Source organism: Streptomyces sp. NPDC088354, assembly GCF_044753585.1.
Classification (GTDB): domain Bacteria; phylum Actinomycetota; class Actinomycetes; order Streptomycetales; family Streptomycetaceae; genus Actinacidiphila.
The window spans coordinates 106,094-129,898 of sequence record NZ_JBIVNJ010000021.1; the positions used below are offsets into that span (position 1 = coordinate 106,094).

A 23,805-nucleotide genomic window follows, 5' to 3' on the forward strand; every position below is an offset into this window, starting at 1 on the left:
GCATCCCGGCCCGCTAGAGCTTCTCCACCGGGGCGTAGCGCAGCAGCAGCACCTTCGGCCGCTCGTCGCCGAAGTCGATGGTGGCCTTGGCCTTCTCACCGCTGCCGTCGACCGAGACGACCGTGCCCAGCCCGAACGTGTCGTGGTTGACCCGGTCCCCCACCGTCAGCGCGATGACCGGCCGGTCCTGGGTGCGCCGGGTGGCGAAGCCGGACGGGCCGCCCTTGGACGAGGACCGCGACAGCATCGAGGCCGCCGCTGACACCGAGGCGGACGGTGCCGGGGAGGACCCCGTGCGCCGCCACTCGATGAGCGATTCCGGGATCTCCTCCAGGAAGCGCGAGGGCGGGTTGTACGACGGCTGGCCCCACGCGCTGCGCATGCTCGCCCGCGTCACGTACAGCCGCTGCCGCGCCCGCGTGATGCCGACGTAGGCGAGCCGGCGCTCCTCCTCCAGCTCCTTGGTCTGGCCGAGCGCGCGCATGTGCGGGAAGACCCCGTCCTCCATGCCGGTCAGGAAGACCACCGGGAACTCCAGGCCCTTGGCGGTGTGGAGGGTCATCAGCGTTATGACGCCGCCCCCCTCCTCGTCGTCCGGGATCTGGTCGGAGTCCGCGACGAGAGCGACGCGCTCCAGGAACTCGGCGAGCGTGCCGGGTTCCTCCTCGGTGCGCTCCTGCTCGAACTCCAGGGCCACCGCCGCGAGTTCCTGGAGGTTCTCGACGCGGGTCTCGTCCTGCGGGTCGGTGGATGCCTGGAGCTCGGCCAGGTAGCCCGTGCGCTCCAGCACCGCCTCCAGGACGGTGGCGGGGCCGGCGCCGGAGTCGACGACCGTGCGCAGCTCCTCCAGCAGCTCGTTGAAGCGCTTGACGGCGTTGACCGAGCGGGCGGCCATGCCGAAGGCCTCGTCGACCCGGCGCAGCGCCGCGGGGAAGGAGATCCGCTCGCGCGAGGCCAGGGCGTCGATCATCGCCTCGGCGCGCTCGCCGATGCCGCGCTTGGGGACGTTGAGGATGCGGCGCAGCGGGACGGTGTCCTCGGGGTTGGCGAGCACGCGCAGATAGGCCAGGACGTCCCGGACCTCCTTGCGCTCGTAGAAGCGGACTCCGCCGACGACCTTGTAGGGCAGGCCGACGCGGATGAAGACCTCTTCGAAGACACGGGACTGCGCGTTGGTGCGGTAGAAGACCGCGACCTCGCCGGGCCGCGCGTCGCCCGCGTCGGTGAGCCGGTCGATCTCGTCGGCGATGAACTGCGCCTCGTCGTGCTCCTGGTCGGCGACGTAGCCGGTGATGACCGGGCCCTGGCCGGCCTCCGTCCACAGGTTCTTGGGGCGGCGGGATGCGTTGCGCTCGATGACCGCGTTGGCGGCGGTCAGGATGTTCTGGGTGGAGCGGTAGTTCTGCTCCAGCAGGATCGTGCGCGCCTGGGGGTAGTCCTCCTCGAACTGGAGGATGTTGCGGATGGTGGCGCCGCGGAAGGCGTAGATGCTCTGGTCGGCGTCACCGACCACGCACAGCTCGGCCGGCCCCTCGCCGCCCTCCTCCGCCTCCCCGGTCCCGACCAGTTCGCGCACCAGGGTGTACTGGGCGTGGTTGGTGTCCTGGTACTCGTCGACCAAGACGTGGCGGAAGCGGCGCCGGTAGTGCTCGGCGACGTCCGGGAAGACCTGGAGCAGGTTGACCGTGGTCATGATGATGTCGTCGAAGTCGAGCGCGTTGGCCTCGCGCAGCCGCGACTGGTACATCGCGTAGGCCTCGGCGAGCTTCTTCTCGAAGGGGTTCTCCGCCTGGTCGGCGAAGGTCTCCTCGTCGATGAGCTCGTTCTTGAGGTTGGAGACCTTGGCACTGAAGGACTTCGGCGGGAACTGCTTGGGGTCCAGGTCCAGGTCGCGGCAGACCAGCGCCATCAGGCGCTTGGAGTCGGCCGCGTCGTAGATGGAGAAGCTGGAGGTGAAGCCGAGCTTCTTGGACTCCCGGCGCAGGATGCGGACGCAGGCGCTGTGGAAGGTGGAGACCCACATCACATTGGCGCGCGGACCGACGAGTTGCTCGACGCGCTCCTTCATCTCGCCGGCGGCCTTGTTGGTGAAGGTGATCGCCAGGATCTGGCCGGGGTGCACCTTGCGGGCGCCCAGCAGGTGGGCGATGCGGTGGGTGAGCACCCGGGTCTTGCCGGAGCCTGCGCCCGCGACGATGAGCAGCGGGGAGCCGGTGTGCTCGACGGCTGCGCGCTGCTGCTCGTTGAGTCCCTCCAGCAGTGCGGCGGGGTCGACGGCGGGGCGCGGCGCGCCGTCCCGGTAGTACGCGTCCCGGTCCGCGGGCGCGTCGAAGCGCCCCTCGAAGAGGTCGTGCGGAACCGCCTCGGCCTCCTCCTCGGGGGGCGGCGGCGGGTGCTCCTCCCTCGGTTCGAAGCCGGCCAGGAAGCTGTCGTCAAAGAGGCTGCTCATCGCCTCCCGAGTCTAGGCGGTGGGACCGACACCGGTGCGCCGCTTCCGGGAGCCCGCGGACGCGGGAGGGGTGGTGGCGCCTGCCGGGGGGCCGCCGCATTACCACCGGAGGGGCGGGCAACGGCCCGGATGCGTAAAGGTCACGAAATGATTGCGGACAATTCGAACACCAGCCTTCCCAGGAGCCACCCCAGTTGACTAGCGTGCCCCCTCAGGCGGTCCGCACCGAACGGCGGCGACCGAGCCGTCACGGCCGCCTCCGCTGAGTCCGGCGACCGCCGGAGCCGGGGACCCACCACTTTGGGGTGAATCGGTCCGTACGGGCGCACCGCGCGTGTGCCCGGACGACCGTAGGGCGGCCTTCCGAAGCCCGAACCCGACAGCTAACCCGGTAGGCGGTCCACGGAAGGAGCCGTCCGACTTGGCGACGCACCGCAAGCCGCGCCCCCGCATGCTCACCGTCCCCGGCCCGCGCACGGCCGTGGGGCTCACGACCGCCGCTCTGGCGACCGTCACCCTCCTCGGTGAGAGCGCCAGCGCGGCACCCGCCTCCCCCGACAAGCCCTCCATCACCGAGGTCAAGGCCAAGGTGGACGCCCTGTACCACCAGGCCGAGGCGGCCACGGAGCGCTACAACGGCGCCAAGGAGCAGACCGACAGGCAGCGGACGCAGGCCGACCGGCTGCTCGACCAGGTGGCCCGCAAGACGCAGACCCTCAACGACGCCCGCCGCACGATCGGCGAGTACGCCTCCGCCCAGTACCGCGGCGGCGGCCTGGACGGCACCACGACCTTCCTGCTCACCTCGGACCCGCAGCAGTTCCTGGACCAGGCGCACCTGATGGACCGCCTGTCCGAGCGCCAGGAGTACGCGATGGAGGCCTTCCGCACGCAGCAGGAGGCGACCACGCAGAAGCGCACGGAGGCCGTCCAGAGCCTGCAGAAGCTCACCGAGGCGCAGACGCGGCTGGCCACGGAGAAGAGGGCGGTCAAGGAGAAGCTGGCCGCCGCACAGCGACTGCTCAACACGCTGACCGCCCAGGAGAAGGCGCGGCTGGCCGCCCTGGAGAAGAAGCGCGAGCAGGAGGCCGCCGACAAGGCCCGTGCCATCGCCGCCAAGGAGGAGGCGGCGCGGAAGGCGGCCGGGGGCACCTCGGTCGCGGGGGGCGGTTCGACCACGACCTCGACGGCGTCGGGCAGCTACGCCGCCAAGGCCGAGAAGGCGATCGACTTCGCCCGCGCCCAGATCGGCAAGCCCTACGTGTACGGGGCCACCGGCCCCAACTCCTTCGACTGCTCCGGCCTGACCCAGGGCGCCTGGGCCGCCGCGGGCGTCTCCATCCCCCGCACCACCTACGACCAGGTCGACTTCGGCACCCGCGTCACCGCGGACCAGCTGCAACCCGGCGACCTTGTCTTCTTCTACTCGGACGTGACCCACGTCGGCCTCTACATCGGCGGCGGGCAGATGATCCACGCGCCCCACACGGGCACCGTGGTGAAGATCGCCCCGATCACCGAGATGCCGATCTACGGCTACGCCCGGATGGCCTGAGTCCCCCGCCTCCCCGCTGAGGGACTCAGGTCCAGAGCACCGCGATGAAGATGTTGGCGGTGGTCAGCGCACCCACGGTGCCGAAGGCCGCCGCCGACACCTTCTCGTCGTCGCGCTTGACGTAGACCAGGCCGAGGACGACCACCAGGAAGGCCAGCTTCACGCCGATCTTGAGTGTGTTCACCGGCTGGTCGTCGGCCTGGTCGAGGCCGACCAGCAGCGCCCCGGTGACCAGCATGGTGAGCGCCCCGTGCAGCATGCCCGGCACGAAGCGCGCCTCGCCGCGGCCCACCGCCTTCATCTGGGTGAGGAAGCCGCCGAGCAGGGCGGCGATGCCGATGATGTGCAGGCCGACGACGAGGTTGATGAGTACGTCCACGGCTCAGGACCCTAGCCACGCCCGTATCAGCACTCGGCACCGAGGTGGGCCTCTTCCGGTACATCGGTCACGGCCGGACCGCGAGTGACCAGGTCACCCGTCGAACAGCGGTCATCGGGGATCAGGTAGCGGCCGAATCGGACCAGTCCCGCACACTCCACCGCCCTCCGGCGACGCACAGGTTTAGCGTCCTGCCCCAGGTGGCCGATCCCCACTGCCGGCGGGACTCGTCGTCGGCATCGGCCACCCCCGCCGAAGGTCCGGCGGCGGCGCGGCTCCCCGTCCGTCCGCCGCCGGACCGCGGGCAGCAAGTCCGGCAGCTCGGAAGGAGTGACGGCGCGTGGCGTCGCACAGAAAGCCCAAGGAGCGCACCCTCACCGGCTCCACCGCGCGCACGGCCGCCACCCTCGCCATCGCGGGAGCGGCCTCGGTGACGATGTTCGGTGAGACCGGGCACGCCGAACCCCGGCTGACCGCCTCCGAGGCCAAGGCCCGCGTCGACCGGCTCTACCAGGAGGCCGAGGAGGCCACCGAGCGGTACAACGGGGCGAAGGAGAAGGCCGGCACGGTCCAGCACCGGATCGACGACCTGCAGGACGAACTCGCCCGCAGGACCGAGCGCCTCAACCGCACCCGCGACGGACTCGGGTCGATCGCCACCGCCCAGTACCGCAGCGGCGGTGTGGATCCCGCGATGCAGCTCGCCCTGGCCTCCTCGCCCGACCAGTACCTCGAACGGGCCGGGCTGCTGGACCGCATGAGCAGCCGTCAGAACGCCGCGCTGCACGCTCTCGGCTCCCAGCGGCGCGAGATCGAGCAGTTGCGCACGGAGGCCGGGACCGAGCTCGGCGAGCTGCGCCGGTCCCGCGCCGAACTGGCCCGCCACAAGCGCACGGTGCAGGAGCGCCTGGCCGCCGCGCAGCGCCTGCTGGACGGGCTCACGGCGGGCCAGCGCGCCGCCGTCCTGGCGGACGGCGGCCAGGGCGCGACCCGCTCCGGGTACCGGGCCGGCCGCGCGGTCGCCGCGGGCTCACGGTCGGCGCTGGCGCCCGCGGTGGCCCCCAACGCCCGCGCCGCGCGCGCCGTCTCCTTCGCGTACGACTCCCTCGGCCTGCCCTATGTCTGGGGCGCCACCGGCCCGTCGTCGTACGACTGCTCGGGCTTCACGCAGGCCGCCTGGCGGTCCGCCGGGGTGGAGCTGCCGCGCACGACGTACACCCAGATCAACGCCGGCAACCGGATCTCCCGCTCCGAACTGGAGCCCGGCGACCTGGTCTTCTTCTACTCGGGGATCAGCCACGTCGGGCTGTACATCGGCAACGGCATGATGATCCACGCCCCGCGCACCGGCGACGTGGTGAAGATCGCCCCCGTCGACCAGATGCCCTTCGCGGGAGCCACCCGGCCCGCGTGAGCCCTCGTCCGATCCCCGCCCGATCCCCGCCCGATCCCCGCGTGGTCCCCGCCGCTCAGACCAGCCGGCGCGCGGTGGCCCAGCGGGTGAGCTCGTGCCGGTTGGAGAGCTGGAGCTTGCGCAGCACCGCCGAGACGTGCGACTCGACCGTCTTGACGGAGATGTAGAGCTGCTTGGCCACTTCCTTGTAGGCGTAGCCGCGGGCGATCAGCCGCAGCACCTCGCGCTCGCGCTGGGTGAGCCGGTCCAGGTCCTCGTCGACCGGCGGGGCGTCGGTGGAGGCGAAGGCGTCCAGGACGAAGCCGGCCAGCCGGGGCGAGAAGACCGCGTCGCCGTCGGCCACCCGGAAGACCGAGTTGACCAGGTCGGGCCCGGTGATGGTCTTGGTGACATAGCCGCGGGCACCGCCGCGGATCACGCCGATGACGTCCTCGGCGGCGTCGGAGACCGACAGCGCCAGGAAGCGCACGGGGTGTTCGGGGTCCGCGCTCAGTCCCGCGCAGCGCTTGAGCACCTCGACCCCGCCGCCGCCCGGCAGGTGGACGTCGAGCAGCACCACGTCGGGCCGGGTCGCGGTGATGACCGCGACCGCCTGGTCGACGTCGGCGGCCTCGCCGACCACGTCCACGCCGGTCCGCTCGGTCTCGCCGATCTCGGCCTGGACCCCGGTGCGGAACATCCGGTGGTCGTCGACGAGGACGACCCTCACGCGCCGATCGTCGCTCATGACGGCCTCCCTGCTCCCGAGTCCTGCTGCCGCTCCATCTCCAGCTCCACTTCCGTCCCCCCGCCCGGCGCGGGGCGCAGCCGCGCCTCGCCGCCGTTGCGCCTCATCCTGCCGATGATGGACTCCCGTACGCCCATCCTGTCCGACGGTACGTCGTCCAGGTCGAAGCCGGGGCCGCGGTCGCGCACGGACACGAAGACCCTGTCCCCCTCGACCTCCGCGTACACCTGCACCGGCTCGTCGCCACCGTACTTGGCGGCGTTGACCATGGCCTCGCGGGCCGCCTGCATCTGCGCGACGAGCCGCTCGTCCAGCGGGCAGTCGCCGACGCACACCACCTCGACCTGGACGCCGTGCGCGTCCTCCACCTCCGCCGCGGCGCGGCGTACCGCGTCGGCCACGGTGGTCGGCTCGTCCTCCCGGCCGTTGCCCTCGGGACGGTAGAGCCAGGCGCGCAGCTCGCGTTCCTGCGCGCGGGCCAGCCGGGCCACCTCGCGCGGGTCGTCGGCGTGCCGCTGGATCAGGGTCAGGGTGTGCAGCACCGAGTCGTGGACGTGCGCGGCCACCTCGGCCCGCTCCTGGGCCCGGATGCGCGCGAGGCGCTCCGCCGACAGGTCCTGCGTCATGCGTACGAGGTAGGGGCCGGCGATGAGCGCGACACCGACGAGCACGGCGAGCGCGGCCTGCAGGATGGTGCCGAGGTGGCTGACCGAGCCCTGCACGACGAGGAAGCCGGTCACCCCGACGCCGACCAGGATCACCCCGGCCGCGCCGCGCGCGACGGGCAGCAGCCGCTTGCCGCGGCTGAGTTCGGCCCAGCGGGCACGGCGGGCGTTGTCCGCCTGCCGCCACACCAGCGCGACGCCGAGGCCGATCAGCAGCAGCGGCCAGACATAGGCGTTGGCGGCGCCGAGGTCGAGGTTGTCCAGCAGGATGCCCAGGCCCGCCGCGAGCGCGAGCAGCGCGACGATCTGGCCCCGGTCGGGCCGGCGCCCGGCGAGCCACGAGCGGGCGTCGCGCGGCTCCTTGGCCTCCACGACCCCGCCGACGCCGAGCGGCACGACGAACCAGAAGACCGCGTACAGCAGGATGCCCAGCCCCTGGATGGTGGCCAGCACGACGAAGACCACGCGCACCCACGCCACCGGCAGCCCGAGGTGCCCGGCCAGACCGCGGGCCACGCCGCCGATCATGCGGCCCTCGGAGCTGCGGTACAGCTTGCGGACCCGCGGCTCGGCCGGGTCCGGCGGGGCGAAGTACGACGCCCCGGTGGACGGGGGTGTCTGCGGGCCGGCGGGTGACATGCCCCGATGGTCACACGTTTCGCGGACGGTGGGTATCAGGGTTGGCCCCCATGCGCGGTCAGGGTCGTTCCGGATACCGGCGGGGCCCGCGGGCCGCCACCATGGAGCCATGACGGAGCAGTACACGCACGGCACGCCCGAGGCGGTCCCGCAGCGGCGCAGGCTCACCCGCAGCCGCGGGCGGAAGGTGATCGCGGGCGTCTGCGAGGGGGCGGGACGCTACTTCGACATCGACCCGGTGGTCTTCCGGATCGTGCTCGGCGTGCTCGCGCTCACCGGCGGCCTCGGGCTGGTGGCCTACGGCCTGGGCTGGCTGCTGATCCCGGCGGAGGGCGCCGGCGGGAACGGCGAACCGGCCGAGAGCGAGGCGCACCGGCTGCTGTCCGGCCGCGTGGAGGGCGCCGCCCTGACCGCCGTGCTGATGGCCCTGGTGGGCTGCGGGCTGTTCCTGTCGCTGCTCGGCAGCGGAGGCAACCTGGCGTTCTCCCTGGGGCTGGTGGCGGCGTTCGCCGGCGCCGTGTACTGGTCGCAGCACCGGCAGCGGACGGCCCAGGCCCCGGTGCCGGGCACCGCTCCGCCGCCGCCCACCCAGCCGCCGCCCGCCCCGGCCACACCGGCGTGGTGGAAGGACGGCCCGGTCGAGGACGCGGCGCCCGCCGCGGGCGGCGGGGGCTACCTGTGGGGGCCGGACGACGGGCCCGCCGACGACGAGCGCGACCGCCACGAGTGGCGGCGGCGCCGGCAGGCGGTCCGCCGCGAGGGGGCCTGGCTGGGGGTGCCGGTGTTCTTCCTGGCCGTGGCGGCGGCCACCGCCTGCGTCGCCGCGGCCTGGAACTCCCAGCCGCTCGGCACCGCCCTGCAGATCGGTTTCGCCGCCGCGCTGGCCGTCTTCGGCCTGGGCTTCGCGGTGAGCGGGTGGTGGGGGCGACTCGGCGGCGGCACGGTCTTCGCGGTCGTACTCACCGCGGCCCTGCTGGTCGGCTCGTCGGTGCTGCCGAAGTCCGTCGGCCACGAGTGGCAGCACCGCACCTGGACGCCCGCCACGGTCGCCTCCGTACAGGGCTCCTACGAACTGGGCACCGGTCAGGCGACGTTGGACCTGTCCGGCCTCGAACCCGGAGGGCGCACCGTCGCGACCCGCGCCCAAGTCGGCGCGGGACAGATCGTGGTCAAGGTCCCGGCGGACGTCACCTTGGAACTGCACGTGAGTGTGGGCCTCGGCGACGTGCAACTGCCGGGCGACGGGGAGGAGGACGTCGACGTGCAGCCCGGGGTGGACAAGACGGTCAGGCTGGAGCCGGCGGACGGGAAGAAGTCCACCGGGACGCTGAAACTGGAGGTCGAGATGGGTGTCGGTCAGGTACAGGTGACCCGGTGAACCGGCACCGCTTCCGTCCCTCGGCCCTGTTCACCGCGCTGGTGCTGCTGGCCCTGGCCACGGTGTTCCTGCTGGACGCCGCCGGCACGCTCGTCCTGCCGCCACGGGTCGCCGTCCCCGTCACCTCCGCCGGCCTCGGGCTGGCGGCGCTCGGTGCGTTCATCGCCCGTTCGGCCCGTGCGCGCCGCGGCGGTCCGCCCCCGGAGCTCCCGGGCCGCCGGGTCAGCCACCACCACCGCGTCCGCCGGTAGACGGGCGCAGGGGCCGGCGAGGGGCGGCGCGCCCCTCGCCGGCCCCTGCGCACCGGCCCGTACGGGTCAGCCGTAGAGCCGGCGCCCGCCGCGTCCCCTGCGGCGGGCGATGGCCGCGTCCACCGACAACTGCGGTGCCCCGGCGAGTACCAGGGGGAGCCACGCCATCAGGTAGATCAGGTCGTTGCCGTAGTAGTAGGGCTGGGTGGCCCAGCTGACCGTGAGCCACAGGCTCAGCGAGATGAGGGCGCCGCCGAGGGCGGCGATGCGGCTCAGCAGTCCGATCAGGATGCCGATGCCCGCCGCGATCTCGCCGAAGGCGATGGCGTAGCCGAAGCCGTGCGGGCTCTTCAGGGCCAGGTCGATCATCGCGGGGACGGCGGCGCTGCCGCGCACCCCGTTGAGGGTGCCGACCAGGGAGCCCGGCGCGGAGTCGGTGAAGAAGGTGTCCGACAGCAGTTTGTCGAAGCCGGCGTAGACGAAGGTCACGCCGAGGAAGATGCGCAGGGGCAGCAGCGCGTAGCGCCGGGCGGTGTCCCGCCACGGTCCCTGTGAGGGATCCGTCCCCGAGTCTCGTGTTCCGCCCATGCCCGCTGTACCCGTCACACTCATGACGTCCGCCCTCTCACATCCACGCCCGGTCCGCTGCCCCCTCCCGGACGGTTCTCCGGGAGCGCCATAGGCGGATACGTACGCCAACCGTCAAGCGTTCAATCAAAAAGCTCGGGATCCTGGCGGACTATCCGCTCATATGTCGGCTGATAGTTGATCCAGGCGACCAGATCGTGTCCCAGTTGCTCACGGGTGGCCACCGCGTCGTCGTGGCCGATCAGCACCGGCGTGCCCGCCGCCTTGGCGCTGAGCTGCACCTCGCAGGCCTTCTCCATGGTCATGAACCACCACGCCGCCGCGTCCACCGTCTCCCCCACCGTCAGCAGCCCGTGGTTGCGGAGGATCACGCCCTTGTGGCCGCCGAGCACCACGGCGACGCGCCGTGCCTCGGCGTCGTCGACCACCACGCCGGTGTAGGAGTCGTACACCGCGTGGTCCTCGTAGAAGGCGCACGCCTCCTGGCTGATCGGCTCCAGCCGCTCGCCGAGCGCCGCCAGCGCCCGGCCGTACGTGGAGTGGCTGTGGACGACGGCCACCGCGTCGGGGCGGGCCAGGTGCACATGGGCGTGGATGGTGAACGCGGCCTGGTTGACGTGGTGGCGGCCCTCGACCACCGCACCCTGCTGGTTGACCAGGATCAACTCGCCGACGGCGACGTGCGCGAAGGGCACCCCGAAGGGGTTGACCCAGAAGTGGTCGGCCAACTCCGGGTCGCGGACCGTGATGTGGCCCGACACGCCCTCCTCGAACCCCATCCGGCCGAACGCCCGCAACGCCGCCGCCAGTCGCTCCTTGCGGTGCCGCCGCTCCTCGGCCGGGTCCTCGAACGTCGGCGGCAGGGCGAAATGCAACTGATCGGGCGGTACGGGCTGCGGCGCGGTGTCGGTCATGGCGCGGAAGTTACCCCGAGGTACCGCAGATGGACAGGGGCGATACCAGGTTTCCCCGGTATCGCCCCAAGCCTGCCCCACGTGAGGGGGCTACTCCCACTCGATGGTGCCCGGGGGCTTGCTGGTGACGTCCAGCACGACCCGGTTGACGTCCGCGACCTCGTTGGTGATGCGGGTGGAGATGCGGGCCAGCACCTCGTAGGGCAGCCGCGACCAGTCGGCGGTCATGGCGTCCTCGCTGGAGACCGGGCGCAGCACGATCGGGTGACCGTAGGTGCGGCCGTCGCCCTGGACGCCGACGGAGCGGACGTCGGCGAGGAGGACCACCGGGCACTGCCAGATGTCGCGGTCCAGACCGGCCGCGGTGAGCTCCTCGCGGGCGATGGCGTCGGCGTCGCGCAGCAGGTCCAGCCGCTCCTTGGTGACCTCGCCGACGATGCGGATGCCCAGGCCCGGGCCCGGGAAGGGCTGGCGCTGGACGATCTCCTCGGGCAGGCCGAGTTCCTGGCCGACCATGCGGACCTCGTCCTTGAACAGCTTGCGCAGCGGCTCGACGAGCTGGAACTGCAGGTCCTCGGGGAGGCCGCCCACGTTGTGGTGGGACTTGATGTTGGCGGTGCCGGTGCCGCCGCCGGACTCCACGACGTCCGGGTAGAGCGTGCCCTGGACCAGGAACTCCACCGACTCGCCGTGCGCGCCGGCCTCGGCGACGATCTCGCTCGCGGCCTGCTCGAAGACCCGGATGAACTCCCGGCCGATGATCTTGCGCTTCTCCTCGGGGTCGGAGACCCCGGCGAGCGCGGTCAGGAAGCGCTCCTCGGCGTCGACGACCTTCAGTTGCACGCCGGTAGCCGCGACGAAGTCCTTCTCGACCTGCTCGGACTCGCCCTTGCGCATCAGGCCGTGGTCCACGTAGACGCAGGTCAGCTTCTCCCCGATGGCCTTGTTGACCAGGGCCGCGGCGACCGCGGAGTCCACGCCGCCGGACAGGCCGCAGATCGCGCGCTTGTCGCCGACCTGGGCGCGGATCGCGGCGACCTGCTCCTCCACCACGTTGTGCGTGGTCCAGTTCGGCGCGATGCCCGCGCCCCGGTACAGGAAGTGCTCCAGCACCTGCTGGCCGTGCTCGGAGTGCAGCACCTCGGGGTGGTACTGGACGCCGTAGAGCTTCTTCTCGTCGTTCTCGAAGGCGGCGACGGGCACGAGGTCGGTGGTCGCGGTGACCGCGAAGCCCTCGGGGGCGGCGGAGCAGGTGTCACCGTGCGACATCCACACCGAGTGCTCGGCCGGGGTGCCCTCGAAGAGCGTCGAACCGGTCTTGCCGACGTGCAGCGGCGTGCGGCCGTACTCACGGGCGCCGGTGTTGTCGACGGTGCCGCCGAGGGTGATCGCCATCAGCTGGAAGCCGTAGCACATGCCGAAGACCGGCACGCCGGCCTCGAAGAGGGCGCGGTCCAGCCGCGGGGCGTGCTCCGCGTAGACCGAGGACGGTCCGCCGGACAGGATGATCGCGGCCGGCCGCTTGGCCAGCATCTCCTGGACCGGCATGGTGCTCGGCACGATCTCGCTGTAGACCCGGGCCTCACGGACACGGCGGGCGATGAGCTGGGCGTACTGCGCCCCGAAGTCGACGACGAGAACGGTGTCGGGGGCGGCTGGGGTCGCTGATGCCACGGTGGGCCTTCCGGCGGGTCGAACGTGGGGTCCCTGTCGATTCTACCGGGGCCCGCGGCTTTACTTCCCCGCCCCGAGGGGTCACACTGTCCGCCATGTTCAGCAGCACGCACTTCGCGTTTACCTATGGCACCGGCTGGTCCGGCTGCCATGGTCGTGCTGTCTGATCGCGGAAACGCATTTCAGACGTCACCAGGCGCCCCGGGCCACACGGCCCGGGGCGCCTGGCGTTTGCCTCCCCGGGCAGGTCAGGGGCCGTACCCCCCGAGGAGAGACCCATGAGCAGCACGGCAGCACCCACCGGGCAGGAACGGCCGGAGCAGGAGCGACCCGCGAAGGAGCACACCGCCGAGACCGTGATCGCCGGCGCCCGCCAGCGCATCGACGACCTCGACGCCCGGATCATCGCGCTGATCCGGGAACGGATGACGGTCTCGGCCGGCATCCAGCGGGCCCGGATCGCCTCCGGCGGCCGCCGGGTGCACCTGGCCCGCGAGATGGAGGTCCTCGGCCGCTTCCGCGGTGAGCTGGGCAGGCCCGGCACCGCGCTGGCGATGACCCTGCTGGAGCTGTGCCGCGGCCGCGTCTGAGCCGGGCGTGCGCCGGGGGCGGTGGCCGCCCCCGGGACGGGCCGTGTGACCCGTTCGGGGGGCATCACCCGTACGGCACGTGACCGCCTCCGGGTGCCTTCGTTGAATCCGGTGTCCGTGCCAGCCAGGCGCGGTCACCCTGGGCCAGGGGTAGCGGGACAGCAGGAACAACAAGACGTCGAAAAGCAGGACACCACGCGTGGACACCGCTCAGACGCAGCTGGGCGGGGTGGCATCGGAACGATGAGGCGCGCCCGCGCCTAGTGGAAGCACCGCGGGCCCGCCGTGGGACCTCGTTCCGGTGGATGTGACCGGACAGCAGGGGACAGCAGCCCGGTCACGACTCAAAAGTGGCGGTCGGCCCCGGGGACGCCGGGGGCCGGCCGCTCTGCGAGGAACACACTACTCATTTCGCCGCACTTGGGCAGACATCCGGCCCACGATCGAGTGAGTCGCCCTCCGCCGGCCGCCGTCCCGCGACGACGGCCGTCCGTCACGGCTTGGGGGGCACCGGCGGGACCGGGAGCAGCGGCAGGCGCAGGGCGCCGAAGGCGTCCTGCGGGACGACCGGCTGCTTCGGCTCGACCGGCGTGACCCGGCGGTAGGCCTCGCCCTGGGCCGGACGGGGGTCCGCCTCGCCCTTGTTGGGCCACAGCGCCATCGCCCGTTCCGCCTGCGCGGTGATGGTCAGCGACGGGTTGACGCCGAGGTTGGCCGACACGGCCGCGCCGTCCACGACATGGATGCCCGGGTGCCCGAACAGCCGGTGGTACGGGTCGATGACGCCGTGCTCCGCGTCCTCGCCGATCGCGCAGCCGCCCAGGAAGTGCGCCGTGAGCGGGGTGCCCATCAACTCGCCGACGTTGCTGCCCGCGAAGCCGTTGATCTCCTCGGCCAGCAGCCGGGCCGCCTCCGCGCCCTCGGGGATGAAGTCCGGGTTGGGCGCGCCGTGCCCCTGGCGGGCGGTGAGCAGGCCCTTCCCCAGGCCCTTGGGCTTGCGGTAGGTGGTCAGCGAGTTGTCCAGGGACTGCATGACCAGGCCGATGATGGTGCGCTCGGACCAGCGGCGGTTGGACAGCGAGCGCATCAGCAGCACCGGGTGGCGGGCGCAGTGCGCCAGGTAGGCCAGGCCGCGCGGCAGTCTCGTGCCGTGCGGGACCTGCAGGATGGACAGGCCGCCCATCGAGTTGGAGCCCTTGCCGTAGCGGACCGGCTCGATGTGGGTGTGGTCGTCGGGGTGGATCGAGGACGTGATGGCCACGCCCCGCGTGAAGTCCACCCGCTGCTCACCCGTACGCCTGCGGTAGCGGCGGCTGTCGGTCTGCGCGCCCACCAGGGCCTCGGAGTTGGTGCGGGTCAGCTCGCCGAGCCGGGCCGAGACACCGGGCAGCCGGCCCGCGTCGCGCATGCGGTGCAGCAGCGTCTGCGTACCGTAGGTGCCGGCCGCGACGACCACGTACCGGGCGCGCAGGACGCGGGGGGCGGCCTTGCGGCGGTCGGTGGGCACGACGGAGACGTCGTAGCCGCCCTGGGGGTTCTCCGCCAGCGCGGTGACCGTGGTCATCGGGTGGATCACCGCGCCCGCCTTCTCGGCGAGGTGCAGGTAGTTCTCGTTGAGGGTGTTCTTGGCGCCGTGCCGGCAGCCGGTCATGCACTCCCCGCACTCGGTGCAGGCCCGCCGGGACGGCCCCTCGCCGCCGAAGTACGGGTCGGGGACCTCGCCGCCGGGCGCGGCCTTGGCGTCCCCCCCGGCGTCCTGGCCGTCGCCGAAGAACACGCCCACCGGGGCCATGTGGAAGGAGTCGCCGACGCCCATCTTCTCGGCGGCCGCCTTGAGGTGGACGTCGGAGGGGGTCATGGTCGGGTTGAGGCGCACGCCCAGCATCCGCTTGGCCTGGTCGTAGTAGGGCGCGAGCTCCTCCCGCCAGTCGGTGATGTGACCCCACTGGCGGTCCTCGAAGAACGCCTTCGGCGGCACGTAGAGGGTGTTGGCGTAGTTGAGCGAGCCGCCGCCGACCCCGGCGCCCGCCAGGATCATGACGTTGTCGAGCAGGTGGATGCGCTGGATCCCGTACAGCCCGAAGGCCGGGGCCCACAGGTAGTCCTTGAGGTGCCAGGAGTTCTTCGGCAGGGACTCGCGGGTCCAGCGGCGGCCCGCCTCCAGGACGCCGACCTTCCAGCCCTTCTCGGTCAGGCGCAGCGCGGAGACGGCGCCGCCGAAGCCGGACCCGACCACGATCACGTCGTAGTCCACGTCCACGTCCACGTCCAGGTCCGCGTCCACGTCCTGCTGCTGGTCCTGGTGCTGGTCCTGGACCTGGCCGTCGTCGTCCTGTCCGTCGTCCCGGGTCCGTCCCATCGGCTCGTCCCCCATCAGCGGAGCCTCAGTGCCTTCATCACGCGCAGGCTGCGGCTCATGAAGGCCGCGTACGCCGCGTCGTCCATGCCCAGCGACGGGGCCATCGGCAGCAGCCGCTGCGTGGCCACGGTCTGCGCCTCGGTGTACTTCAGGATGCCCTCGGAGCCGTGCCGGCGGCCGAGGCCGGAGTCCTTCATGCCGCCCATCGGGGAGCGGACGCTGCCGTAGGCGGACGAGTAGCCCTCGTTGACGTTGACGGTGCCGCTGCGCAGACGGGCGGCGACGCGGGTGCCGCGGCGGGCGTCCTTGGTCCACACGCTGGAGTTGAGGCCGTACGGCGTGGCATTGGCGCGCTCGACGGCCTCGTCCTCGTCGGTGAAGCGGTAGACGGAGACGACCGGGCCGAAGGTCTCCTCGGTGCAGACCGCCATCGGGGCCTCCACACCGTCCAGGACCGTCGGCTCGAAGAAGAACGGGCCGACGTCGGGACGCGGCCGGCCGCCGGCGAGGACGGTCGCGCCCTTGGCGACGGCCTCCTCCACGTGCCGGGTGACGGTCTCCAGCTGGCGCTCGCCGGCCAGCGAGCCCATCCCGGCGCCGTAGGCGAGGGCGGTGCCGAGCTTGAGGGCCCTGGTACGGGCGGTGAAGCGCTCCAGGAAGGCGTCGGCCACCGACGCGTGGACGAAGAGCCGCTCGATGGAGATGCACAGCTGCCCGGCGGAGGAGAAGCAGGCGCGGACCGCACCCTCGGCGGCCTTGTCCAGGTCGGCGTCCTCCAGCACCAACAGGGCGTTCTTGCCGCCCAGTTCGAGGGAGACGCCGACCAGGCGGGCGGCGGCGCGGGTCGCCACGTCGCGGCCGGTGCGGGTCGAGCCGGTGAACGACACGTAGTCGGCGTGCTCGACCACGGCGGGGCCGACGACCGGGCCCTCGCCGATCACGATCTGCCAGACGTCGGCCGGCAGCCCGGCCTCGATCAGCTGCTCGCGCGCCCACAGGGCGGTCAGCGCCGTCTCGGTGTCGGGCTTCATGACCACGGCGTTGCCCGCGACGAAGGCGGGCAGCGCGTCGCCGATGGACAGCTCCAAGGGGTAGTTCCAGGGGGCGATCTGCCCGATCACACCGCGCGGGTGGCGCAGTTCGACGACCTTGGTCAGCACCGGGATCGCGCCCGTGTGCCGCTTGGGCCGCAGGTACGACGGGGCCTTCAGCCCGTAGTGGCGGGCGGCGACGGCGACGGCCTGCACCTCCTCGTGCGCGTGCAGCCGGGTCTTCCCGGTCTCCAGCTGGATGAGGTCCAGCACCTCGGCCTGCCGGCGCAGGACCAGGTCGTGGAACCGCAGCAGCACCGCGGCGCGCTTGCGGACCGGGGTGGCCGCCCACGCCCGCTGCGCCTCCCGGGCCCGTTCGTACGCCGCCGCCACGTCCTCCGGCGTCGACTCGGGCAGCTCCGCCAGCGTCTCGCCGGTCATCGGCGTGTGGTTCGCGGTGCGGCCGCTGCCGCCCACGCCCCGGGTGAGCCGTGCGACCAGTTCGGGGGTCACCACGTCGGCGGCCGTCCTGCTGCCGGCGGGGGCGACCGGGTTGCCGTCGCCGGCCTGACCGGCGGGACCACTTGGGGGGAAGTCCGTCATGGCGGGAGAGTACGGCGGGACGACACCGCGTGCATACCCGTCAGTAGCTACTTTTCACAAGGACGCCAGCAAAAGCTGGCAAGAACGCCGCAAGCCCGTCCCGGCCCCGGTCCGGGACGCGGACCGCGGCACGCGCGCCGGGCCGCCGCCCCGGGCCGGCGGCGGCACGCACCGCGTCGCCGGAGGAGGCACGCCGTGGTCAGGACCGCGGTTCGGTCCGCCAGGTCTGGAGCGCGACCTGGAACCGGGCGAGGGACGCGGGCCAGTCGGCGGCCGGGGCGCCCATGTACACCGCGTACTCGGTGCCGTCCGGGGCGCGGTACGCCTGGTCGACGGCGCGGCGCGGCCCGGGGTTCTCCTTCTCGGCGGTCCAGGTGAACTCCCACAGCGCGCCGTCGCCCCCGCGGAAGGTGTTCTGGTGCAGCCGCACGCGGGTGTAGCGGGGCAGCGCGCGGACGTCCTTCTCCAGTGCGAGCAGATGCATGTACGGATTGGGGTCCGCCGGGCGGCTCTCGATCCCGACGCGCAGCCGGTGCGCGCCGTTGTCGGGCGTGTAGTCGATCTGGTCGCCGTCCAACTGCCGCTTCCAGCCGCGCGGTACGGCCACGCTGAACCCGGCCGGGTCCGTGACGCGCACGTACCCGGCGGGCACCCCGCCGGTCGCACCGGCGGCCGTGTCGCCGCCCCGGTCGTGCAGGACGGCCACGACGACGGCCGCGAGCAGCGCGACCGCGACCGGGACCGCGACCGCCGCGAGGACCCCGCGCCGTCCGCGCGGGCCGCCGTGGTGCGCCCTGCCCGCGGCGACCACCGCCAGCGTGGTCGCGAGTTCCCCCGCGGGCGTCCGGGCGGCCGGCTCCTTCCGCAGCAGGCCCGTGATCACCGGCCGCAGCGGTCCCGCGGTGCGGGGCTCGGGCGGCTCCTCGTACACCACCGCCTGCAGCGTGCCGATCGGCGAGGTGCGGCGGAACGGGGAGCGGCCCTCGACCGCGGCGTAGAGCGTCGCGCCCAGCGACCACAGGTCGGACTCGGGGCCGGGCCGGCCGCCGCGGGCCCGTTCGGGGGCCAGGTAGTCGACGGACCCGACGAGTTCGCCGGTGCGTGTGATGGCCGCGTCGCCCTCGACGACGGCGATGCCGAAGTCCGACAGCAGCACCCGGCCGTCGCGGGCGAGCAGCACATTGGCCGGTTTGACGTCACGGTGCAGGACGCCCGCGGCGTGCGCGGCACGCAGCGCGTCGAGGACGGCGGCGCCGACCCGGGCGGCCTCGCGCGGGGGCAGCGGGCCGTCCTTGCGGACCGCCTCCTCCAGGGAGCGGCCGTCCACGAGCTCCATGACGATCCACGGGCGGCCGTCCTGCTCGACCACGTCGTGGACGGTGACCACGCCCGGGTGGTTGATCCGGGCCGCCGCGCGGGCCTCCTGCTGCATGCGGGTCTGCAGCAGGACCCGGTCCTCCTCGGCCAGATGGGCGCCGAGGGTCAGCTCCTTGATCGCGACGGTACGGCGCAGCACGACGTCCTGCGCCTCCCACACGCGGCCCATTCCGCCGCTGCCGATCAGGTCGCCCAGCCGGTACCGTCCGGCCACCACGCTGCCGCTGCCGCTCGCGCTTCCGATCATTCCGCTGCCCCCACGGGCTGTTCGACGCCGCGACCGTCCGGTCCGGTTCCGGTCCGGTTCCGCGCGCGGGACCGGGGCGGGACGGGTCAGGTGCCGTAGGTCTCGGCCGCCTTCTCGAAGTACCGCTTGACGTCCGAGCGGCGGTTGTCCGGCCCGACGACCAGCACGATGTGGTACTTGCCGTCCCTGACCATCACCAGGTTGCGCGCGAAGAGCTGCTGCCCGGAGGCGTCGCTCCAGCTGAACTCCCCCTCCGCCGCGGGGACGCCGCCCATGTCGAGGCGGCGCAGCCCGGAGGCCGACGACCAGCTCGAGGCGCGGAAGCCCGCCAGCTCCGGCTCGTCGTTCTGGTACGCCATGGGATCGCCGCCGCCTGCGGCGACCGCGTCGCGGCCGGGGACGACGAGCAGCTGGTAGTCCCCGCCGGTGTAGCGGACCTGGCCGTCACCGTTCCTGCCGCTGCGATGCCAGCCGTTGGGCACGGCCAGGTGGAAGCCCGCCGGGTCCGTGCGCAGCTGGAAGTCGCCGCCCAGACCGGTGGTCACCGTGTTGCCGGGGGGCGTGGACCGGGTGGGCGGCGCGCTGCTCGCCGGCGCCTTGCTCCCCGGCGTCCCCGACGGCGAGGTCCCGGAGGACGGGGCGGACGGGGCATGCGAGCCCTGCGGCTTGTCGTCGCCACCGGGCACCTGCGCGGGCAGGGTGCGGGAGGAGCCCGCGCCGCCCTCGTCGGCCGTGCCGGCGCGCGGCAGGAAGACCACGGCGTAGACCACGGCCGCGGCCAGCAGCGCCAGGACCAGGGCGACGAGCATCAACCCGAGCGTGCGCGGCCCCCGCGCACTCCGCTTGCGTTCCCTGGACCGCTTGTGGCGGCCGTGGGCCAGGGGCACCGGCACCGGATCGGCGGCGGCCTTGCGGCGGCGTACGAGCTCGCCCCGGCGCCGCACGATGGGCAGCTTGTGCGGGTCGTCGGCGGGCACCGGCACGGTGCGCAGCCCGAGATCGGGCTCGGGGGCGGAGCGCACGAGGGAGCGCAGCCAGCCGCGCAGTTCCTCCACGTCCGGCCGCTCCTCGGGGTCCTGCCGCAGCAGGGACTCCACGACGGGCCGCAGCGGACCGCACTCCTCGGCGAACGCGGGGGGCTCGGCGACGACGAGCTGGACCAGCTCGTTCGTGGACTCCTCCGGGAACGGCGGGTGGCCCTGCACACTGCGGAAGAGCAGCGAGCCCAGCGCCCACAGGTCGGCGGCGGGTCCGACCGGCGGCGCCAGCTGCCAGTTCTCGTGGACCTCGGTGGCCTGCTCCGGGGCCCAGCGTTCGGTGACCGGGCCGACCACGGTGAGCCGGGCCTGCCGGGCGCGCTCGAGTTCCAGCACCGAGTGCGGGCCCTCCCAGCTGCCGCCGCCCGCCTCCTCCTCGCCGCCGCCCGTGAGCGCGGGCACCGGCAGCGTGTTGTAGCCGCACAGCGCCTCCTGGGCTGCGCCGACCGCGAGGCCGGACAGCATGGCGCGGCCGTCGTCGCAGACCAGCACGGTGCCGGCGGTGACATTGCGGTGGGTCCAGCCGTGGGCGTGCAGCACGCGCAGCGCGGTCAGCACGTCGTTGCCGACCTCGGCGGCGCGGTACGGGCTCAGCTTCTTGTCGGCCAGGAGCGCGGCGAGCGGGCGGGCGGAGACCAGCTCGCTCACTATCCAGACGCTGCCGTCCTCGACGAAGATGTCGAAGACCTGCACCAGCCGGGGGTGGTCGGGTATCGCGGCCGCCGCACGGGCGGCCTCCAGCGCCCGCCGCGCGGTGTCCCCGCCGTCACCGCGGTACGGCTCCGGCTCGGCACCGACGACCTCCGGCAGCAGCACCTGGCGTATCAGCACCTCCTGGCCGCTGTAGGTGTCGAAGGCCCGGGTCTCCACCAGTTCGTACTCGTCGGCGGGCGGCCGCGGCAGGCGGTAGCGGTCGGCCAGGACCCGTCCCGCGTAGTCGTCCACGACGCCTCCCCAAAGCGTCAGATCCGATCCGATCTGGATGCGGACAGTCCGCAATGATTCACGATACGTGCTCGAGCGGTGTCACTTGGCCGGTTTGAAGGTCTTGTACAGAGCGGCCAGCATCGCCTGGGTCTTCGCGCTGTTCCACTCGGCGTCCGGGGCCGTGAAGAGGATGGCGTACCCGTGCGTGTCGTCGGTGACGAACCCGCGGTTGACCGCCCGCATCCTGGTGCCGTGGGAGGTGAAGGTGAACGTCCAGTCGGCGACGGTGCGGTAACCGCGCCAGGAGACCGGGTCGATGGAGACCCGCTGATAGCCGGGGAAGCTGCTCCGGCTGCTCGGCTCCTGCTTCCGCCAGGCCTCGGCGGCGTCCTTGCCGGGGGTGGGCGTCCAGTCGATCTGGACGCGCGGGCTGTGGTTCGCGTTGAATATCCGGCCGCTGCCGTAGCCGTTGCCCCTGCTGTTCGCCTCCCAGCCGGCGGGCAGCGCGATCGAGAACCCGCCCTCACCGGAGGTGTAGGTCTTCCAGCCCGACGGCACCGAGCCGGCGGAGTCGTCGGAGCCCTTGCCGGAACCCGAGTCGCCGCCGGACGAGGGCGCGGCGGTGGAGCCGGAGCCGCCGGTCCCCTTGCCCGGGCCGGAGTTGTCGTCGTCCTTGTTCTTGCCCGTGTCGTCACCGGACGTGTCGTCGTCCTTGACACCGCCGTTGTCACCGGACTTGGTGCTCGCCGAGGCCGAGGGACCGGGGGACGCCCCGGAACCCGTGCCCTCGTCGCCGCCGGCCGCCAGGACGCCGATGATCGTGCCAAGCACGGCGAGCACGACCACGCCCGCCACGACCAGCAGGATCCGGCGACGCCGCTCGTCCTGCAGGAAGGGCGGCGGGGTGAAGGGCGCCGAGGCGACCGCCGCCGGGGCCGGGGCGGCGGCCGGAGCCGGCACCGGCTCCGGCTTGGTCTTCGCCGCGCGCAGCGCGGCCTGGTCGGCGGCGGCCTCGCGGGTCGCGGGCGGCGCGTCGGTGGGCGTCGGCTGCGGGTCGGTGGGCAGCGGTATGGCGCGGGTGACGTCGGGGGCCGGTGCGTCGGGGACGACCGGGGCGTTGACGACCTCGGTCAGCATCGGCCGCACGGCCGCGTCGTCGAGGCGCTCCTCGGGGTCCTTGGCGAGCAGCCCCTGGATCGCGCCGGCCAGCGGGCCCGCGTTCCTGGGGGTCTTGAGCTGCTCGGTCATCACGGCGGTCAGGGTCGCGATGGCGGAGCCCTTGTCGTACGGCGGCCTGCCCTCCACGCACGCGTACAGCAGCGCGCCCAGCGACCACAGGTCGGCGGGCGGACCGGGCTTCTGGCCGCGGGCCCGCTCGGGCGAGATGTAGGAGGGGGCCCCGACGAGCATGCCGGTGGAGGTGACCGACGGGTCGCCGTCGATCTGGGCGATGCCGAAGTCGCTCAGCACGACCCGGCCGTCCTGGGCGAGCAGCACGTTGGACGGCTTGACGTCGCGGTGGAGGATGCCCTCCTTGTGCGCGGCGCGCAGCACGTCAAGGACGGTCAGGCCGACCTCGGCGGCGCGCTTGGGCGTCAGCGGGCCGTCCTCGCGGATCGCGTCGGACAGCGAGCGGCCCTCGACCAGCTCCATCACGATCCAGGGGCGCTCGTCCTCCTCGACGACGTCGAAGACGGTGATCGCCCCGGTGTTGCGGATGCGGGCGGTCGCCTTGGCCTCCCGCAGGGTGCGAGTGATCAGGCGGCGCTTCTCGTCCTCGTCGACATTGCCCGGAAAGCGGAGCTCCTTGACGGCGACGGTACGGCCCAGGGTCTCGTCGACAGCCCGCCAGACCGTGCCCATGCCGCCCTTGCCGAGCACGGCACCCAGCCGGTAGCGCCCGGCGAGGAGACGGTGGTCGGTGTCGGTGTCATGCGCCTGACCCATGAATTCCCTCTGCAGTCGCTGAAGATGAAGCTCCCTCATCGCCTGATGTCGGCGACCGCGGGATGGAGACCTCCATCATCCCTGACAATGCCCCGTGGTCCCACCCCGGCCTGACCCTGTGCTAGTCCTGCAGTACGAGACCGGCCACGGCGTTCTCGAACACCCGCCGGTCAGAGGCCCATTGTGCTGCCGGGGCGGAGAGGTAGACGGCGAACTCCCGCTGTCCGGGATCGCCGAATCCGAGGTCGATCGCGCGGAACGTGCGCGCCTTGCCCTCGAAGGTGAACTCCCATATGGCGGCGGGCCGTCCGCGCCATTGCGTGCTCTGCATGCGCAGCTGCTCGTAGCCGTCCAGTTTCGGGATCGTCTGCGCCTCTTCGTCCTTGAAGTGCTGCAGGGGGCTCGGCCCCGCGAAGTCCAGCGTGCCGATGCGCAGTCCGACCAGCCCCGTCGGGTCGACGTAGATCATCTGCTGGCCGTCGTCGCTGGCCTGGCGCGTCCACCCGTCGGGAATGGGCACGGAGAAGCCGCGGTCCGGCTCTTCGGCCAGGTGGTAGCCGTCCGGGACGGGGGACGGGCTGTACGAGGGCGACGGCGAGGCGGGCGCGGAGGTGGACGGCGTGCTCGGCGGCGCCGACGGGGACGTCGGCGCGGGCGAGCCCGCGGTGGCACGGTCCGCGCCGCCGAAGTGCCGGCCCGCGTACACGCCGCCCGCGGTGAGGGCCGCCACCAGGACACCCGCGGTGATCCACAGGGGGGCGCGCCGGCGGCGGACGGGCGGCGGCGTCGGGGCAGGGGCCGGTGCTGGGGCGGGGGCGGGGGCGGGGGCGGGGGCCTGCGGCTGGTACGGCGACATCGTGGCGGCGGTGACGGGCGCGGTCACGCCACCGGCCGGGGGGCGGACGACCGTGGTCGGCCCGGTCAGCGGCTGCGGGAGTCCCAGGGCTTCGCGGGGCACACCGGCCGTGGCCGACTCGGCGGCCACCGCCCGCAGCATCCGCTCCGCCTCCACCGCCGACAACCGCCGCCCCGGCTCACGCACCAGCAACCCCGC

Annotated in this window: 17 protein-coding genes, 1 pseudogene and 1 riboswitch; of the genes and pseudogenes, 5 read left to right on the forward strand and 13 right to left on the reverse strand. The window is 73.0% G+C overall.

Features of this window, described 5'->3' with window-relative positions; genetic code table 11:
- Positions 1–13: 13 nt before the first annotated feature.
- On the reverse strand, positions 14–2,449 hold the full coding sequence (gene pcrA, locus ACIP98_RS26900; RefSeq protein ID WP_319658565.1) for a DNA helicase PcrA: 2,436 nt from the start codon (positions 2,447–2,449) through the stop codon (positions 14–16).
- A gap of 250 nt (positions 2,450–2,699) precedes the next feature.
- A riboswitch (cyclic di-AMP (ydaO/yuaA leader) is annotated at positions 2,700–2,863 on the forward strand.
- A 7-nt stretch (positions 2,864–2,870) separates the two neighbouring features.
- Between pcrA and ACIP98_RS26905 the strand changes: the two genes are divergently transcribed.
- Positions 2,871–4,004 carry an NlpC/P60 family protein gene (locus ACIP98_RS26905; RefSeq protein ID WP_401978335.1) on the forward strand — a complete coding sequence of 378 codons (1,134 nt, stop codon included), beginning with the start codon at positions 2,871–2,873 and terminating at the stop codon, positions 4,002–4,004.
- Between the two features lie 25 nt (positions 4,005–4,029).
- On the opposite strand, the gene ACIP98_RS26910 is transcribed toward ACIP98_RS26905, so the two are convergent.
- Positions 4,030–4,383, reverse strand: a complete 354-nt coding sequence (locus tag ACIP98_RS26910) for a hypothetical protein (RefSeq protein WP_319658563.1) — start codon at positions 4,381–4,383, stop codon at positions 4,030–4,032.
- A gap of 340 nt (positions 4,384–4,723) precedes the next feature.
- Between ACIP98_RS26910 and ACIP98_RS26915 the strand changes: the two genes are divergently transcribed.
- The gene (locus ACIP98_RS26915) at positions 4,724–5,797 is read left to right on the forward strand and encodes an NlpC/P60 family protein (protein ID WP_401978336.1); all 1,074 of its coding nucleotides are present in this window, start codon (positions 4,724–4,726) and stop codon (positions 5,795–5,797) included.
- Positions 5,798–5,852: 55 nt separating this feature from the next.
- Here ACIP98_RS26915 and ACIP98_RS26920 read toward each other — a convergent pair whose 3' ends face one another.
- Positions 5,853–6,524 (reverse strand): response regulator transcription factor, encoded by a 672-nt coding sequence (locus ACIP98_RS26920; protein WP_319658561.1) that lies wholly within the window; start codon positions 6,522–6,524, stop codon positions 5,853–5,855.
- Positions 6,521–7,828, reverse strand: a complete 1,308-nt coding sequence (locus ACIP98_RS26925) for a PspC domain-containing protein (RefSeq protein ID WP_401978337.1) — start codon at positions 7,826–7,828, stop codon at positions 6,521–6,523. The genes ACIP98_RS26920 and ACIP98_RS26925 overlap by 4 nt, the downstream gene beginning before the upstream one ends.
- A gap of 109 nt (positions 7,829–7,937) precedes the next feature.
- On the opposite strand from ACIP98_RS26925, the gene ACIP98_RS26930 reads away from it, so the two are divergent.
- Together ACIP98_RS26930 and ACIP98_RS26935 are read left to right on the forward strand one after the other, a co-directional pair.
- Positions 7,938–9,206: a PspC domain-containing protein gene (locus ACIP98_RS26930; RefSeq protein WP_319658559.1), complete on the forward strand. Its 1,269-nt coding sequence runs from the start codon at positions 7,938–7,940 to the stop codon at positions 9,204–9,206.
- A complete protein-coding gene (locus ACIP98_RS26935) occupies positions 9,203–9,457 on the forward strand; it encodes a hypothetical protein (RefSeq protein ID WP_319658558.1) in 255 nt (84 codons plus the stop codon). The genes ACIP98_RS26930 and ACIP98_RS26935 overlap by 4 nt, the downstream gene beginning before the upstream one ends.
- 66 nt (positions 9,458–9,523) lie before the next feature.
- On the opposite strand, the gene ACIP98_RS26940 is transcribed toward ACIP98_RS26935, so the two are convergent.
- The 3 genes from ACIP98_RS26940 to guaA all read right to left on the reverse strand — a co-directional run bounded on the left by ACIP98_RS26940 (position 9,524) and on the right by guaA (position 12,633).
- Entirely contained in the window at positions 9,524–10,045 is a 522-nt protein-coding gene (locus tag ACIP98_RS26940; protein ID WP_319658557.1) for a DoxX family protein, read from the reverse strand.
- A gap of 122 nt (positions 10,046–10,167) precedes the next feature.
- Positions 10,168–10,959 (reverse strand): class II aldolase/adducin family protein, encoded by a 792-nt coding sequence (locus ACIP98_RS26945; protein WP_401978339.1) that lies wholly within the window; start codon positions 10,957–10,959, stop codon positions 10,168–10,170.
- Positions 10,960–11,049: 90 nt separating this feature from the next.
- Positions 11,050–12,633, reverse strand: coding sequence for a glutamine-hydrolyzing GMP synthase (guaA, locus tag ACIP98_RS26950; RefSeq protein WP_319658555.1), 1,584 nt, complete (start codon positions 12,631–12,633; stop codon positions 11,050–11,052).
- Positions 12,634–12,911: 278 nt separating this feature from the next.
- Between guaA and ACIP98_RS26955 the strand changes: the two genes are divergently transcribed.
- Positions 12,912–13,223 carry a chorismate mutase gene (locus ACIP98_RS26955; RefSeq protein ID WP_401978341.1) on the forward strand — a complete coding sequence of 104 codons (312 nt, stop codon included), beginning with the start codon at positions 12,912–12,914 and terminating at the stop codon, positions 13,221–13,223.
- A gap of 493 nt (positions 13,224–13,716) precedes the next feature.
- Here the strand turns inward: ACIP98_RS26955 and ACIP98_RS26960 are convergent, their stop codons facing one another.
- The 6 genes and pseudogenes from ACIP98_RS26960 to ACIP98_RS26985 all read right to left on the reverse strand — a co-directional run.
- Positions 13,717–15,597: a GMC oxidoreductase gene (locus ACIP98_RS26960; RefSeq protein ID WP_401978343.1), complete on the reverse strand. Its 1,881-nt coding sequence runs from the start codon at positions 15,595–15,597 to the stop codon at positions 13,717–13,719.
- Positions 15,597–17,216: a succinic semialdehyde dehydrogenase gene (locus ACIP98_RS26965; RefSeq protein ID WP_401978344.1), complete on the reverse strand. Its 1,620-nt coding sequence runs from the start codon at positions 17,214–17,216 to the stop codon at positions 15,597–15,599. The genes ACIP98_RS26960 and ACIP98_RS26965 overlap by 1 nt, the downstream gene beginning before the upstream one ends.
- Positions 17,217–17,415: 199 nt before the next feature.
- Positions 17,416–18,840, reverse strand: a complete 1,425-nt coding sequence (locus ACIP98_RS26970) for a serine/threonine-protein kinase (protein ID WP_401978346.1) — start codon at positions 18,838–18,840, stop codon at positions 17,416–17,418.
- Between the two features lie 86 nt (positions 18,841–18,926).
- A complete protein-coding gene (locus ACIP98_RS26975) occupies positions 18,927–20,822 on the reverse strand; it encodes a serine/threonine protein kinase (RefSeq protein WP_401978348.1) in 1,896 nt (631 codons plus the stop codon).
- Between the two features lie 81 nt (positions 20,823–20,903).
- Entirely contained in the window at positions 20,904–22,751 is a 1,848-nt protein-coding gene (locus ACIP98_RS26980) for a protein kinase (protein ID WP_401978350.1), read from the reverse strand.
- Positions 22,752–22,872: 121 nt separating this feature from the next.
- Positions 22,873–23,805 (reverse strand): annotated as a pseudogene (locus ACIP98_RS26985) (serine/threonine protein kinase); the annotation flags it as partial.

Bases quoted from the DNA above. Each gene is read 5' to 3' on its own strand.
- pcrA (WP_319658565.1), bottom strand. From the start codon at position 2,449: ATGAGCAGCCTCTTTGACGACAGCTTCCTGGCCGGCTTCGAACCGAGG.
- ACIP98_RS26920 (WP_319658561.1), bottom strand. From the start codon at position 6,524: ATGAGCGACGATCGGCGCGTGAGGGTCGTCCTCGTCGACGACCACCGG.
- ACIP98_RS26925 (WP_401978337.1), bottom strand. From the start codon at position 7,828: ATGTCACCCGCCGGCCCGCAGACACCCCCGTCCACCGGGGCGTCGTAC.
- ACIP98_RS26930 (WP_319658559.1), top strand. From the start codon at position 7,938: ATGACGGAGCAGTACACGCACGGCACGCCCGAGGCGGTCCCGCAGCGG.
- ACIP98_RS26940 (WP_319658557.1), bottom strand. From the start codon at position 10,045: ATGGGCGGAACACGAGACTCGGGGACGGATCCCTCACAGGGACCGTGG.
- ACIP98_RS26945 (WP_401978339.1), bottom strand. From the start codon at position 10,959: ATGACCGACACCGCGCCGCAGCCCGTACCGCCCGATCAGTTGCATTTC.
- ACIP98_RS26955 (WP_401978341.1), top strand. From the start codon at position 12,912: ATGAGCAGCACGGCAGCACCCACCGGGCAGGAACGGCCGGAGCAGGAG.
- ACIP98_RS26960 (WP_401978343.1), bottom strand. From the start codon at position 15,597: ATGGGGGACGAGCCGATGGGACGGACCCGGGACGACGGACAGGACGAC.
- ACIP98_RS26965 (WP_401978344.1), bottom strand. From the start codon at position 17,216: ATGACGGACTTCCCCCCAAGTGGTCCCGCCGGTCAGGCCGGCGACGGC.
- ACIP98_RS26970 (WP_401978346.1), bottom strand. From the start codon at position 18,840: ATGATCGGAAGCGCGAGCGGCAGCGGCAGCGTGGTGGCCGGACGGTAC.
- ACIP98_RS26980 (WP_401978350.1), bottom strand. From the start codon at position 22,751: ATGGGTCAGGCGCATGACACCGACACCGACCACCGTCTCCTCGCCGGG.